The organism is Consotaella aegiceratis (assembly GCF_036541425.1).
Taxonomy (GTDB): Bacteria; Pseudomonadota; Alphaproteobacteria; order Rhizobiales; family Rhizobiaceae; genus Consotaella; species Consotaella aegiceratis.
The window spans coordinates 85,213-98,853 of sequence record NZ_JAZHFT010000015.1 but is presented as its reverse complement, the minus strand read 5'-3'; the positions used below and the strand labels follow the sequence as shown (position 1 = coordinate 98,853).

Below are 13,641 nucleotides of genomic sequence, written 5' to 3'. Positions count from 1 at the left end.
CCTGCCGAATATCTGTCGCTGATCTCCAACGCCATCCGCATCTCCCTCGTCGCATCTAGTACGAAGGAATCACGGTCGCCGAAGCCACGCAAATCACGCCAGAGTCAGATCATCCGCTCAGCGGTATTATTTCGATATATAGGGTGACAATATGTCTTATCAGGACATAAGGAGGGTGACAATCCCTTCGCGGACGGGGCCGGCAGGGGTGTTTTCGCTTCTGGCGCGGCTGGCGAGGGCCGGGCGCCGGTCCTTTTGGCAGCGCTCCGTTCTGAGGCGCAGTCGTCGGCATCTTCTCGATCTGACCGACGAGCAGCTTCGCGACGTCGGGATCACGCGGCGGCAGGCTTTAGACGAAGGGCGGCGGTCCTTCTATCTCGATTGAACTTTTGTATGGCCGGCATCGGCTCGCCAACGTGTCGGACGATGTCACCACTGACGCCGATCAAATTACGATTGTTCGCTTATCAACCATCTTCGACAGCGAATTGACAGCCAGGATGATGATGCTTGGACCTCGCGTTGTAACGGAGGCCCACGATGCGAATCCGATTGTCCGGTTGGCGCAAGACAGCCGCCCGTCTGTCCCTGGCTGCCGCCATCGCCCTTGGCGGGTATCTGGCTGTCCTGCAGCTCACCGGCAACGTGCACGAGGTGCTGCCGGGCCGGCTCTACCGTTCGGCAACGTTGTCGCCGGAGCGTCTTGCAAGGCTCGTGGATGACAAGGGCATTCGCACGATCGTCAACCTGCGAGGCGAGCATCCGGACAGCGCATGGTTTCAAGAGGAGCAGCGCGTCGCGCGGATGAAGCACGTGCGTTTGGTCAGTCTGTCCTGGTCGGCATCGCGTCCGCTGTCCGATTCCAAGGTTCAACGGTTCTTTCGCGTCGTCGGCGGCCTGGAAGAACCGATCCTGATCCACTGCCGCTCCGGGTCCGATCGAACCGGCCTGGCCTCGGCGCTCTATCTGGCGCGAGCGGCCGGCGCCGACGAAGAAACGGCCGAAAGCCAACTGTCGATCTTTTACGGGCATGTCGGACTGCCGTTCTTTCCGGCCTTTCCGATGGACCAGACGTTCGAGCGTCTCGAACCGGCGCTGGGCTATCCCAACTCCTGACGTCCGGCAGCGGCCAGTCGGCCTTGAAGCGCGATCGGCGGGACCGCACTTCGGACCGCTCTCGATGATGGCCGACCGAACTTGTCCGGCGCTTTGGTCTCAGTGGCCGAGGCCCTTGCCGGCCCACGGGCCGTGCAGCCCGGTGCCAGCCTGGTCCAGCCGTTCGAAGCCGTGCGCGCCGAAGAAGTCACGTTGCGCCTGAATCATGTTCGCCGTCGAGCGCGCCGTGCGCATGATGTCGAAGGCGAACAATCCGGCCGACAAGGCGGGCAGGGGCTGCCCGAAGGTCGCGCCGGCCGCCACCACCTTGCGCAGGCTGGGAAGCCCCTTTTCGATGGAGTCGCTGAAGATCGGCGCCAGCGTCAGGTCGCGCGTCGGGTCCTCGCGCAGCGCCGCCGACATGTCGTTCAGCATGCTGGAGCGGATGATGCATCCGGCTCGCCAGACTTCCGCGATCGCGGGCATCGGCAGGCTCCATTCGAACGCGGTCGAGGCGGCCGACAGCAGCCCGAAGCCCTGCGAGTAGCACAGGATCTTGCCGGCGATCAGCGCCATTTCCAGATCCTCGGTGCTCAGCACGTCGGGAGCCAGACGTTGCGGCGCGGGTCCGAAGGCGCGCTCGGCGGTCCGGCGGGATTCAAGCTTGGCCGACATGTTGCGCGCGGCGACCGCCGCCTCGATCACCGGGATCGGGGCGCCGAGATGCTGCGCCTCGATGACGGTCCAGCGGCCGGTGCCCTTCTGGCCGGCCTTGTCCAGAATCACGTCGAGCATCGGCTTGTCGCTGCCCGGATCGCGGGCGCGCGCCACGGCCGCCGAAATCTCGATCAGATAGGATTGGAGCGGACCTTCGTTCCAGCGTGCAAACACGTCGGCGATCGCGTCGCTATCGAGCCCGAGCCCGTCGCGCATGACGCCGTAGACCTCGGCGATCATTTGCATGTCGGCGTATTCGATGCCGTTGTGGACCGCCTTGACGAAATGGCCGGCGCCGCGTTCGCCCATCAGCGTGGCGCAGGCTTGTCCTTCATATTGAGCCGCGATGACCGTCAGGACAGGCGCGACGCGATCCCAATTCTCCTTGGCGCCGCCGCCCATGATCGACGGTCCGTGCCTCGCTCCTTCCTCGCCGCCCGACACGCCGATGCCGAGAAAATGAGGGATCTCGCCGTCGGCCGCCGCCTTGGCGCGACGTTCCGTGTCGTGGAAATTCGCATTGCCGGCGTCGATGATGAGATCGTCCATGTCGAGAAGCGGGGTCAGCGCCGCGATCTGCTGGTCGACCACGGGGCCGGCCGGCACCATCAGGATGATCGAGCGGGGCCGCTCGATCGCGGCCACGAACGCTTCGAGGGTTTCCGTCGGGACGATGCGGTCGGCGAGCGGCCCGGCCTCGGCGGCAAACGTTCGGGTCACCTCGGTCGTGCGGTTGAACACGGCGATGGGGAAACCCTTCTCGGCGATGTTGAGGGCCAGCGCGGCGCCCATGGTCCCGAGGCCGATCAGGCCGATTTTCGCTTCACTCATGACCATTGTCCTTTGGGTGTGGGTCTGCGCCGTAGATATGTTCGCGATGATGCAATGAACAGTTCTCGCCGCCTTCGCCGATCGGCGCGATCTGATCGGGCGTTCGCCAGCGGCGACGTGGTCGGCCGCGCGGCGATGGCGTGGGCCCGCAGGCCCCGGTCGAGAATTCGGTCTGGTCGGCGAGCCTGGGCTATGGCCGGGGCAGTGCCCGGACCCATTCAGCGATCCGTCGGGCCACCTCGTCGGTCGTACCCGGCGAGAGGATGTCGCCGGCCAGAACGTGGCCGGCGGGGTCGCCGCTGTCGGTGACCTCCGTCATGTCCGTCGGTGCGCCCCAGCGCAGGGCAGCCGCCCGGACCGTCGCGGGGTCGATCACCTGATCGTTCGGCGAGACGACGAACAGCGTCGGAATGCGGATCGAGCCGAGATCGGCCTCGCGCGCGGCCTTCATGAGCGCGGCCATGGGCAGCAAGGCGGCGGTCGGATAATGCGTGGTCCAATGCTTGGCCATCGCCGCGTTTACGGGTTCGAAGCCTGTTTCCGGTCCGCCGATCAAGAGAGCGAGGTCCCTGGCGAACGGATAGGTCAGAAGCGATGCCCGCCAGTCGCGAAGCTCGTAGTTGGGGGACATCAGAACCAGCCCGTCGACGCCCTTCATCAGGCCGGGCCTGGTCGCGCCGAGGGTGGCGAGCGTGGCTCCGGTGGAGTTGGCGACGATCACCACCCGCTCGCCGATTCTGCGTCCGATCTGAATCGCTTCGGCCAGATCGTTCATCCAATCGTTGACGCTTGCCATTTCCATGGCGACGCCGTCGCGGCCATGGCCGGTGAGGCGGGTCAGGAACAGATTGGCGTGCAGCGCCTGCGCCAGCCGGTCGGGGAGAGGGCGGACCTCGGCCTTGTCGGCGGAAAAGCCGTGCACGTAGACGATCGCCAGCGGCGTCTTGGCGCGCGAGTTGGGATAGGCCCAGACGATCTCCTTGGCGGCGTTGCCCCGCAGATTGGGGATATCGGCTTCCTCCCGCGCCAGATAGGCGGCTGGGTCGTCACCGATCGAATCGGGATCGAACGTCACCCGCAAGTCCACCGGCTCGCGCGGACCGAACAGCCAGATGCCCAGTCCGGCAACAACGAGCAGGACCAGAAGACCGAGACCAAGTCGAAGCTTCAATGAAAACACCCCGCGGGAGACGCACTCTGCCCGCGAGGGATAGGGATTTTGGCGGCACGATCAAGGCGAACAGGCCGAACGCGGCGTTTGGTCGTCGTCTTCAACGAGAGCAGCGCCGCCGTCAGACCGGGCGGCGCCGCGCCGGTGCCGGCCCGGACTGCCCGGACGCGGCAGGCTAGATCGTCAGGTGATAGAGCTTGAAGCCGTCCGGGCCGTCGCCGGCCGGCTCGATCTTCACGCCCTTGACCTCGTTGGCATAGTCGACCCCGCCGGGACCGGTCTCGAACACCACCACCGTGCCGTCCGCCGACGCGAAGGTCCAGTTGGCGTCCGCCGACGGATTGATCGTGCCCTGCTCGTGGATGTAGCGCACGATCACATCGCGATTGGCGTCGGGTGCCACGTAGATGATCTTCTCGCCGTTGATGCCCGGGAAGTTGCCGCCGCCGCCGGCGCGATAGTTGTTGGTGGCCACCACGAACTCCTGATCGAGATCGATCGGCTTGCTCTCGAACTGCAGGTTGACGATGCGCTCGGCGCCCTCGTTGGCGATCTCGCCCTTGGCCGTGTATTTCGGCGGCTGGGTGACGTCGATCTGATAGGTAACGCCGTCGATCACGTCGAAATTGTAGGAGGGGAAATCGTCGGCGAGCAGCGGCTGGTCTGGTTTGCCCGCCTCGATCTGGCGGAACATGCCGGCCGACATCTCCAGCCATTCCTTGACGTCCGAGCCCTTGATCTTCACCGCGCGCACGGTGTTCGGGTAGAGGTAGAGATCGGCGACGTTCTTGATCGCCACCGGGCCGGCCTTGACGTCCGTGTAGTACTCGGGACCACCGCGGCCGCCGGCCTTGAACGGCGCCGCCGCCGACAAGAGCGGCAGGTCCTTGTATTCGGTCGCCTTGAGAATGTCCTTCATGTACCAGGTCTGGGCTTGGTTCACGATCTGAACGGATGGATCGTCGGCCACGAGCGCGAAATAGGAATAGAGCGGCGCGGCCGTCTCGCCGACCGGCGTGCGGACATAGGCCAGCGTCGCCTCGTGGTCCGCCTCGACCGGAGCGAGCACCTTGTCGTCGCTCTCCACGGTCGGAACGATCTCCTTTTCGATGCGATCGTAGATGGGACGCAGCTCGACCATATGGTCGGCGATCTTCCACTCGCCGCCGTCATGCTCCAGCATCAGGTCGACGAGACCCATATGCGATCCCCAGAAGCCGGCCATGACCGCCGGCTTGCCATTGAGCGTGCCCTTGTCGTTGTCGGCGCCCGGAATGTCGACGAAGTCCTCGCCGGGGAACTGAAGATGCTGGTGGCCGGTCATCACCACATCGATGCCGTCGACCGAGGCGAGCTGCAGCGAAGCGTTCTCGGCCATCTCGCCGCCCTCGGCCGAAATGCCCGAATGCGACAGCGCGACGATGATGTCGGCGCCGTCCTCCTTCATCTGCGGCACCCAGGCCTTGGCGGTCTCGACGATGTCGCGGGTCGCGGCCTTGCCTTCCAGGTTGGCCGAATCCCAGATCATGATCTGCGGCGGAACGAAGCCGATGACGCCGATCTTGAGCGGCTGCTTGTCGCCGCTGCCGAGCTCGATCTCCTTCTCCAGCATGAGATAGGGCTTCATGAAGAGCTCGTCGTCGCGCGGATTTTCCGCCAGCGTTTCGCCCTTGATGAGGTTGGCGCAGCAATACGGGAAGTTGGCACCGTTCAAGACCTTGAACATGAAGTCCAGGCCGTAGTTGAACTCGTGATTGCCCAGCGTACCGGCGTCGTAGGAGAGCGTGTTCATGCCGGCGATCACCGGATGGACGTCGCCGTCCTTCATGCCCTTTTCGTAGGCGATGTAATCGCCGAGCGGGTTGCCCTGCAGGAAGTCGCCATTGTCGAGCAGCATCGAGTTCTTCGCTTCGGCGCGGATCGCTTCGATGATCGTCGCCGTGCGCGCCAAGCCCACCGTGTCGGACGGCTTGTCGGCATAGTAGTCGTAGGGAAAGACGTGGACGTGGATGTCGGTCGTCTCCATCAGGCGCAGATGCGCCTGATTCGGCGCGGCGCGCAGCGAATAGGGATGCAGCAGGATGAAGCTGCCGGCGGCAGCGGTACCAAGCAGGAAGCGGCGCCGGGATACCGGCAGGACGAGAGCGGAACGCATGGCCATGGAATGCCTCCTGGAGTTCGACGGTTCGATCAGCTTATGAAACGCCGGCGCATGACGCCAGTGTGTCGGTGGCGCTGGGACCCGATGGATCGTCTTCAGTCCTTGAGCGCCGGGGTGAGCACCTCGCGGGTGCCGACCGGTTCGAAGCCGCCTTTGATGTAGAGGGGCAGGGCGGCCGGATGATCGAGATTGTTGGTCTCGAGCGAGAGAACCGTCGGGTTGCTTTCGAACCCGGCCTGCACCGCCTGGGAAAGCAGCGGCGCAGCCAGGCGCCGGCCGCGAAAGTCCGGCAGGATCGCAAAATGGACGATGCGCGTTTCGCGGACCTCGGGGTGGACGTCGAGCTCGAACCAACCGGCCGGCGCGCCATTGCCGTAGAGCACATGGATCCGCACGGGATCGGCGTGGATTTCCCGAGACAACCGGTCGTCCGGCATATGCCGCGACGTCCAATGATGGGGGCGGCCCACGGCGTCGTAGAGATAGCGGTAGTAGTCGAGCGGGATCGCCTCGACGCGGACAAGATCGTACCGGCAGCCATCGTCCGGCCACGGCAACGGCCCGCGAGGCGGCTGCCGCATGATCAGCTGTGTCACGGTGGCTTTGAGCAGCGTCATCGAACTCAAGACGCTAGCTCGGAGAGCCGGACGGTGGACCGGTGACGACCGGCGTGTCGGGCTGCGATCCCCATTCCGTCCAGGAGCCGTCGTAGAGGCGGGTGCCGTTGGCGCCGAGCGCGGCCAGCGCGAGGTTGATCACCGCTGCTGTGACGCCCGAGCCGCAGGAGGTGACGATCGGCCGCTGCGGATCGAGCCCCGCCTCGGCGAAGGCGGCAGCGAGCTGTTCGGGCGGCTTCAGGCGGCCGTCCTCGGCGAGCAGCGAAAAGGGCAGATTGCGGGCGCCCGGCATATGGCCGCCGCGCACGCCCTGCCGGGGCTCCGGCACGGCCCCGGCGAAGCGCTCGGCCGGCCGAGCGTCGGCCACCTGCATCGCGCCGTCGGCCACCAGCCGGCGCATTTCTTCCAGCGACACCGCCGCCTCGGCGTTGAAAACGGCGTGGAACTCTGCCGGTTTGGGCGATGCGGCACCGGCCTCGATCGGCAGCCCGGCGGCCTTCCACGCGGCAAAACCACCGTCGAGAACCCGCACGTCCCGCGCGCCGAAGGTGCGGAACAGCCACCAGGCGCGCGGAGCACTGAACAGGCCCATGCCGTCATAGACAACGATCGTGTCGGTCGCGGACAGACCGAGCGCGCCGGCCGCCTCGGCGAAATTGGAGGCCGGCGGCAGCGTATGCGGCAGCGACGATCTGGGATCAACCACGGCGTCGTGATCGAAGAAGACGGCGCCCGGAATGTGCCCCGCCGCGAATTCTTCGGAGGCGATGCGGCCTTGTGCGGGCAGGTACCAGGAGGCGTCGACGATCGACAGCCCGCGTCCCACCTGGCTCAGATGAGCGGCGAGATCGTCCGGTGTGATGAGAAGGTCTTTTCGGTACATGATGGGATGCTTCTAGGAAGGCAACGCGCCGAAGCGGATGCGGAAGCGCCGGTTGCTGCGGCCCTTCTTTTCGATCTTGCCGATATGGATGCTTCCGACCTCGGCCGTGCTTCTGACGTGGGTGCCGCCGCAGGGCTGCGCGTCGATGCTCGATTCCTCGCCGATGCAGACCAGGCGGATACGACCGGTTCCACGCGGCGGCTTGACGTTTGCCGATTTCACCAGCCCTGGGTTGGCGTCCAGATCCTCGTCGGTGATCCAGCGCGTGAACACCGGATGGTCGGCCTCGACGAGCTGCATCAGCTGCTCCGTCACCGTGAACTTGTTGGCCGATGCCTCGGGACTGTCGAAATCGATGCGGCTTTCGTCCTCGCCGACGGACGCGCCGGTGATCGGGAAGGGATAGACGACGGACAGAAGATGGCAGGCGGTGTGCATGCGCATCAGCTTGTGCCGGCGCTGCCAGTCGATCGCGAGGTTGAAGGTGCCGCCAACGGCCAACGCGGTGACCGGCTCGTCGGCCATCAGGACCACGGCTTTCCGATCGGCGGAACGAACCGTATCGACGATGCGGATCGCCTGTCCGGCAGGGCTCTCGACCGACCCTGTGTCGCCTGGTTGACCGCCGCCGGTGGCGAAGAAGTTGGAACGGTCGAAGATCAGGCCGTTCTCGCCGTCGAAGCCCAACAGCCGGGCCTCGATACGATCGCAATACGCATCGTCCTGGTAGATCGTCTCGGTCTCGAACGCGGTCATTCCACCGCCTCGAACGGCAGGTCGAAACTGGAGCGATGGTCGAGCCAGTCCGGTGTCGGCAAATTTTTCGACCGCAGGAAGTCCGGATTGAAGATCTTGGACTGATAGCGCGCGCCGATATCGCACAGAATCGTCACGATGGTGTGGCCCGGTCCCATCTGCTTGGCCATACGGATGGCGCCGGCGATGTTGATGCCCGACGATCCGCCCAGACAAAGGCCTTCCTCCTTGACCAGATCGAACAGGATCGGCAGGGCCTCGCCATCGGGGATGCGATAGGCGAAGTCGGGCTCGAAGCCTTCCAGGTTGGCGGTGATGCGCCCCTGGCCGATCCCCTCGGTGACCGAGGACCCTTCGGATTTCAGTTCGCCGGAGGTGTAGAAGCTGAAGAGCGCCGCACCCTCGGGATCGGCCAGGCCGGCCTTGATGTGGCCGGAGTGGCGCTTGAGGCCCATGGCGGTGCCGGCCAGCGTTCCGCCGCTGCCCACCGCGCAAATGAAGCCGTCGATCTGACCGCCGGTCTGCGACCAGATCTCCTCCGCGGTGGTGACGACATGGGCCTCGCGATTGGCGACGTTGTCGAACTGGTTGGCCCAGATCGCGCCGGCCGGATGGGTCTCGTTCAGATGCTCCGCCAACCGGCCCGACAACTTCACGTAGTTGTTGGGATTGCGGTAGGGCACGGCCGGAACCTCGACCAACTCGGCGCCGAACAGCCGCAGCGCGGCCTTCTTTTCCTCGCTCTGGGTCTCGGGAATGACGATGACCGTGCGATAGCCGAGGGCATTGGCGACCATGGCAAGGCCGATGCCGGTGTTGCCGGCCGTGCCCTCGACGATGATGCCGCCCGGATGGAGCCGGCCCTCCTTCTCGGCGCCGCGAATGATGGCGAGCGCGGCACGGTCCTTGACCGATTGGCCGGGGTTCATGAACTCGGCCTTGCCGTAGATTTCGCATCCCGTGAGTTCGGACGCCCGTTTCAAGCGGATGAGCGGCGTATTACCGATCGCGTCGATGACGTTGTTATGCCTGGACATGGAATTTGCCGCGCGTGGTCTGGATCATGGCAAACCTATGGCTCAGGGCGCGGCAAGGCAAGCAGCGGCGCCGCCATAAGTCCATCAATCCTTGCACCGGCCAGGTCATGCGAAAAGGGATCGTTCGGCCGCCACACAATCGCGGATGAACTCGGCGACGACGCGGATGCGGCGCAGATGCCGGCCGCTTTCGTGAAAGACCATCCAGTAGCTGCGCCGAACCTCGCGGCCGGGCAGGATGCGTTCCAGCCCGGGGCACGAATTGGCGATGAAGGCGTGCAGGATGCCGATGCCGGCGCCCGCGGTCACCGCCTCGGTCTGGCCGAGCGCGCCGGAGATCTCGAAGCGGGAAGGCCAGTTTCGGACGATCTCCCCGGCATAGTTCAGAACCGGACTGTAGATCAGATCGTCGACATGGCCGATCAGGCCATGCCGAAGAAGCGCCTCTTCGCTGTCCGGCCGGCCATGGCGGTCGAGATAGGACGTGGCGGCATAGAGGCCGAGCGAATAGTCGACCAGCTTCTGCACGACCAAACGGCCCTCGACGGGCCGGTCGATGGTGATGGCGAGGTCCGCTTCGCGGCGCGATATGGAAAAGGCGCGCGGCACCGGTACGAGTTGCAATGTCAGCGCGGGATGGCGCTCTAGGAGGGCACCGAGACGCGGCGCCAGGAACGCCGTGCCGAAGCCGTCGGGCGCGCCGATGCGTACGGTGCCGGACAGGTCCGCATCCATGCTGCCGACGGCCTGGCGCGCCGCCGTCATCTCTTCTTCCATGCGCTCCGCTGCCTGGAAGAAGGCCTCGCCGTCCGGGGTCAATGCGCAGCCCTGGGGATGCCGGTCCAGCAGGCGGGCGCCGAGGTCGGCCTCGAGTGCTGAGACGCGACGGCCGACGGTGGCGTGATTGAGGCCAAGACGCCGCGAGGCGGCGAGGATCTGGCCGGTTCGTGCAACGGCCAGGAAGACGCGCACGTCATCCCAGTCCATGCAGTTGCTCCTGTCCGGACATCCGCATCTTGATTTTCCTTCTGGTTCGTGTCGCCTCGTTCGCCGCTTGGACGGCGGCGGGAAAGCATTCCGGATCATAAGGTTGCGGGATTCTCTTCATGACGATTCGGTTTTGTCCCTGCGGAGAAATCGAAGCCTGTCTCGTGCTATTGCCGGTTCGGGACTTTATTTTTTGCACAACGGTTTGGCGTTTGCACCTCTTGTATGGCTACTCGATCCTGCCATCCTTTAGGCAACGACACCGGAGGATCCGCATGACCGACATTGGACACTTCATCGACGGCGCGCGCGTGCCGGGTTCAGGGCGCACGGCCGACGTCTTCAATCCCGCCACCGGCCAGGTTGCCTGCAAGGTCGCGCTGGCCTCTGCCGACGACCTTCAGCGGGCGGTCGATGCGGCGAAGGCGGCGCAGCCTGCCTGGGCCGCGGTCAATCCGCAGCGTCGGGCGCGCGTTTTCATGCAGTTCGTGCAGCTCTTGAACGACAACATGCAGGAGCTGGCCGAACTTCTCTCGGCCGAACACGGCAAAACCGTCGAGGATTCCAAGGGCGACCTGCAGCGGGGGCTTGAGGTCTGCGAATTCGTGCTCGGTATTCCCCATTTGCAGAAGGGCGAGTTCTCCGAAGGGGCGGGCCCCGGCATCGACATGTATTCGCTGCGCCAGCCGGTCGGCATCGGCGCCGGCATCACGCCGTTCAACTTTCCGGCGATGATCCCGATGTGGATGTTCGCGCCGGCCATCGCCACCGGCAACGCCTTCATTCTGAAGCCGTCGGAGCGCGACCCGTCGGTGCCGATGCGGCTCGCCGAGCTGATGATGGAAGCCGGCCTGCCCAAGGGCATCCTGCAGGTCGTCAACGGCGACAAGGAGACGGTGGACGCCATCCTGCAGCATCCCGAGATCGGCGCCGTCAGCTTCGTCGGCTCGACCCCGATCGCGGCTCATGTCTATGCCGAGGCCGCGCGCCACGGCAAGCGCGCCCAGTGCTTCGGCGGCGCCAAGAACCATATGATCATCATGCCCGACGCCGACATGGAGCAGGCGGCCAACGCCTTGATCGGCGCCGGATACGGCTCGGCCGGCGAACGCTGCATGGCGATCTCCGTTGCGGTGCCGGTGGGCGAGGCGACGGCCGATGCGCTGATCGCCAAGCTGGCGCCGAAGATCGAGGGATTGAGGATCGGGCCCTCCACCGACCCGAATGCCGATTTCGGCCCGCTGATCACCCGGCAGGCGCAGGAGAAGGTGCTCGGCCTGATCGACAAGGGCATCGAGGAGGGCGCAAAGCTCGTCGTCGACGGACGCGGCTTCAAGATGCAGGGCTACGAGGACGGCTTCTTCGTCGGCGGCTGCCTGTTCGACCAGGTGACGCCGGAGATGGCGATCTATCGCCAGGAAATCTTCGGGCCGGTGCTCTCGGTGGTGCGGGCCAAGGACTACGAAAGCGCGCTGGATCTGCCGATGAAGCACGAATACGGCAACGGCGTCGCCATCTACACCCGCGACGGAGACGCCGCTCGCGATTTCGCGACCCGCGTCAATGTCGGCATGGTCGGCGTCAACGTGCCGATCCCGGTGCCGCTCGCTTACCACTCCTTCGGCGGTTGGAAGCGCTCGGCCTTCGGCGACCTCAACCAACACGGACCGGATTCGATCAAGTTCTGGACCCGCACCAAGACCGTGACCTCGCGCTGGCCCTCGGGCATCAAGGACGGCGCCGAGTTCGTCATGCCGGTGATGAAGTAGCCGCCCGCCGATCAAGGCGATCGACAATTGAAAAGGCCGGATCTGCGCTCGCGGGTCCGGCCTTTTCGCTTCAGACAGGGCGGTCAGCGTCGCTCCTATTTTCGGGCGAGCTTGATCCCGTGTTCGGCGAGCAGCGCGTCGACATGGACCGTTTCGCCGGTCGCCATCGAGGCGTTGGCGGCGATGCCGGTCAGGATCGACCAGGCGCCGTCGACATGGGTGGAGGACCGCGCATAGCGGTCGGGCTCCGCCGTCGACGGGCTGAACAGGTAGCCCAGCATCACCGGGTCGGCGCCGCCGTGGTCGCCTTCGCCCTGCCAGACCTCGACCTGTTCCGGCCGCTGGCCGGCGACGTGCAGCGTGGTCGTCATCGCCTCCAAGCCGGCCGCCTTGTCGCGCTTGCCGCCGAAGACGCCATGGACCTCGACATGGCGGTGCGAAAGATCGCCCTTGGTGCCGTGGAACTTTACCTCCAGCCCCTCCCACGGGCTGTAGGCGCAAAGCGTGTAGTTGAGCATGGCGCCGCTCTGGTAGGCGGCGTGCACCTGCATGGTGTCCTCGATGGTGATGTCGTCGGCGAACACGCAGCGGTCGCGGTAATAGCCGTCGATGTCCTCGGCTTCGAGGTAGAGCTCGCGCAGCGCCTCGTCGGTCTCGAGATCCATGCGGAAGTCGCAGCGCTCGGCGACGGGGCAGGTGTGGCAGCGTTCGCCGTGGTCGGCCAGGCCGAGCGCGGCCGCCATCTCCGGCGTATAGAAGGCACGCCGTCCATGCGCGGTGATGGAGACCGGAGAAGAATCCAGCCACCAGTTGACGAGGTCGAAGTGGTGCGTCGACTTGTGCACGAGCAGCCCGCCGGACTTGTCCTTGTAGCGGTGCCAGCGGCGGAAATAGTCGGCGCCGTGCACGCGGTCGAGATACCAGCAGAAGTCGACGGCGACGATCTCGCCGATCGCGCCCGAGAGCAGGATATCCTTCAACTGGGTGCGGGCGGGCGTGTAGCGGTAGTTGAAGGTGACGGCGATGGAGCGGCCGGTCTCGGCCTGCACGTCGAGAATCGCCCTGAGCTTGTCCAGATCGATGGTCATCGGCTTTTCGGTCATCACGTTGCAGCCGGCGCGCATGGCGGCGGCAATGTACTCGTGATGCAGGTAGTCGGGCACGGTGACGACGACGGTGTCGGGCTTCTGCTCGGCCAGCATCTGGGGGAAGTGCTCGGCCTTGTAGGTGGCGATCCCGTTGCCGCTCTGGACCGGTACGGAGGCGGCCGACAGCGCCAGTCGCTTGTCGTTGACGTCGCACAGACCGACCAGATCGTTCTCGATCCCGTAGGTCTCGGTGATCGCGCGCCGGAACATCTGGTGCCGCGCTCCAGTGCCAACGATCGCATACTTCATGGTTTCATCTCCATCGAACAGAAGCGGGCGAAGGGTCTCCGCCCGCCGACAATCGGCTTCCGCCCACGCCGGCGAGTGGCGGCACGGACAATAGCTCGCTCGTGAACTGACACATTCGCTCGCTTCGCCTCGAATGCGTGGCGAGGCGAATGAAGGCCTCGAAAGCGCATCGGCAATGTTTTGATTCCAATGCCGCTTTCGGAACCGCTGCCAGATTGAC

The 13,641-nt window shown here is 65.3% G+C and carries 12 protein-coding genes; 3 read left to right on the top strand and 9 right to left on the bottom strand.

Features of this window, described 5'->3' with window-relative positions:
- Positions 1 to 151 precede the first annotated feature (151 nt).
- On the top strand, positions 152 to 385 hold the full coding sequence (locus tag SMD10_RS12410) for a DUF1127 domain-containing protein (RefSeq protein ID WP_331686011.1): 234 nt from the start codon (positions 152 to 154) through the stop codon (positions 383 to 385).
- Positions 386 to 540: 155 nt separating this feature from the next.
- Positions 541 to 1,116, top strand: a complete 576-nt coding sequence (locus SMD10_RS12405) for a tyrosine-protein phosphatase (protein WP_331686010.1) — start codon at positions 541 to 543, stop codon at positions 1,114 to 1,116.
- A gap of 99 nt (positions 1,117 to 1,215) precedes the next feature.
- Here the strand turns inward: SMD10_RS12405 and gndA are convergent, their stop codons facing one another.
- From gndA to SMD10_RS12365, 8 genes are all read right to left on the bottom strand, one after another.
- On the bottom strand, positions 1,216 to 2,643 hold the full coding sequence (gene gndA, locus SMD10_RS12400) for an NADP-dependent phosphogluconate dehydrogenase (protein WP_331686009.1): 1,428 nt from the start codon (positions 2,641 to 2,643) through the stop codon (positions 1,216 to 1,218).
- 190 nt (positions 2,644 to 2,833) lie between these two features.
- On the bottom strand, positions 2,834 to 3,814 hold the full coding sequence (locus tag SMD10_RS12395) for an alpha/beta hydrolase (protein WP_331686008.1): 981 nt from the start codon (positions 3,812 to 3,814) through the stop codon (positions 2,834 to 2,836).
- A 175-nt stretch (positions 3,815 to 3,989) separates the two neighbouring features.
- Complete coding sequence (locus SMD10_RS12390; RefSeq protein WP_331686015.1) at positions 3,990 to 5,969, bottom strand: bifunctional 2',3'-cyclic-nucleotide 2'-phosphodiesterase/3'-nucleotidase; 1,980 nt, start codon at positions 5,967 to 5,969, stop codon at positions 3,990 to 3,992.
- Positions 5,970 to 6,070: 101 nt separating this feature from the next.
- A complete protein-coding gene (locus SMD10_RS12385) occupies positions 6,071 to 6,592 on the bottom strand; it encodes a GNAT family N-acetyltransferase (protein ID WP_331686007.1) in 522 nt (173 codons plus the stop codon).
- 13 nt (positions 6,593 to 6,605) lie between these two features.
- Entirely contained in the window at positions 6,606 to 7,475 is an 870-nt protein-coding gene (gene sseA, locus SMD10_RS12380; RefSeq protein WP_331686006.1) for a 3-mercaptopyruvate sulfurtransferase, read from the bottom strand.
- Between the two features lie 12 nt (positions 7,476 to 7,487).
- The gene (locus SMD10_RS12375; RefSeq protein WP_331686005.1) at positions 7,488 to 8,231 is read right to left on the bottom strand and encodes an alanyl-tRNA editing protein; all 744 of its coding nucleotides are present in this window, start codon (positions 8,229 to 8,231) and stop codon (positions 7,488 to 7,490) included.
- On the bottom strand, positions 8,228 to 9,268 hold the full coding sequence (locus SMD10_RS12370) for a cysteine synthase A (protein ID WP_331686004.1): 1,041 nt from the start codon (positions 9,266 to 9,268) through the stop codon (positions 8,228 to 8,230). Before SMD10_RS12370 ends, SMD10_RS12375 begins: the two co-directional genes overlap by 4 nt.
- Before the next feature lie 105 nt (positions 9,269 to 9,373).
- The gene (locus tag SMD10_RS12365) at positions 9,374 to 10,255 is read right to left on the bottom strand and encodes a LysR family transcriptional regulator (RefSeq protein ID WP_331686003.1); all 882 of its coding nucleotides are present in this window, start codon (positions 10,253 to 10,255) and stop codon (positions 9,374 to 9,376) included.
- A gap of 275 nt (positions 10,256 to 10,530) precedes the next feature.
- Between SMD10_RS12365 and SMD10_RS12360 the strand changes: the two genes are divergently transcribed.
- Positions 10,531 to 12,024, top strand: coding sequence for a CoA-acylating methylmalonate-semialdehyde dehydrogenase (locus SMD10_RS12360; protein WP_331686002.1), 1,494 nt, complete (start codon positions 10,531 to 10,533; stop codon positions 12,022 to 12,024).
- Between the two features lie 95 nt (positions 12,025 to 12,119).
- Here SMD10_RS12360 and SMD10_RS12355 read toward each other — a convergent pair whose 3' ends face one another.
- Positions 12,120 to 13,421 carry a Gfo/Idh/MocA family protein gene (locus SMD10_RS12355; RefSeq protein WP_331686001.1) on the bottom strand — a complete coding sequence of 434 codons (1,302 nt, stop codon included), beginning with the start codon at positions 13,419 to 13,421 and terminating at the stop codon, positions 12,120 to 12,122.
- Between the last annotated feature and the right edge of the window lie 220 nt (positions 13,422 to 13,641).

Coding starts and splice junctions, on each gene's coding strand:
- SMD10_RS12410 (WP_331686011.1), top strand. CDS start 152: ATGTCTTATCAGGACATAAGGAGGGTGACAATCCCTTCGCGGACGGGG.
- SMD10_RS12405 (WP_331686010.1), top strand. CDS start 541: ATGCGAATCCGATTGTCCGGTTGGCGCAAGACAGCCGCCCGTCTGTCC.
- gndA (WP_331686009.1), bottom strand. CDS start 2,643: ATGAGTGAAGCGAAAATCGGCCTGATCGGCCTCGGGACCATGGGCGCC.
- SMD10_RS12390 (WP_331686015.1), bottom strand. CDS start 5,969: ATGCGTTCCGCTCTCGTCCTGCCGGTATCCCGGCGCCGCTTCCTGCTT.
- SMD10_RS12385 (WP_331686007.1), bottom strand. CDS start 6,592: ATGACGCTGCTCAAAGCCACCGTGACACAGCTGATCATGCGGCAGCCG.
- sseA (WP_331686006.1), bottom strand. CDS start 7,475: ATGTACCGAAAAGACCTTCTCATCACACCGGACGATCTCGCCGCTCAT.
- SMD10_RS12375 (WP_331686005.1), bottom strand. CDS start 8,231: ATGACCGCGTTCGAGACCGAGACGATCTACCAGGACGATGCGTATTGC.
- SMD10_RS12370 (WP_331686004.1), bottom strand. CDS start 9,268: ATGTCCAGGCATAACAACGTCATCGACGCGATCGGTAATACGCCGCTC.
- SMD10_RS12365 (WP_331686003.1), bottom strand. CDS start 10,255: ATGGACTGGGATGACGTGCGCGTCTTCCTGGCCGTTGCACGAACCGGC.
- SMD10_RS12360 (WP_331686002.1), top strand. CDS start 10,531: ATGACCGACATTGGACACTTCATCGACGGCGCGCGCGTGCCGGGTTCA.
- SMD10_RS12355 (WP_331686001.1), bottom strand. CDS start 13,421: ATGAAGTATGCGATCGTTGGCACTGGAGCGCGGCACCAGATGTTCCGG.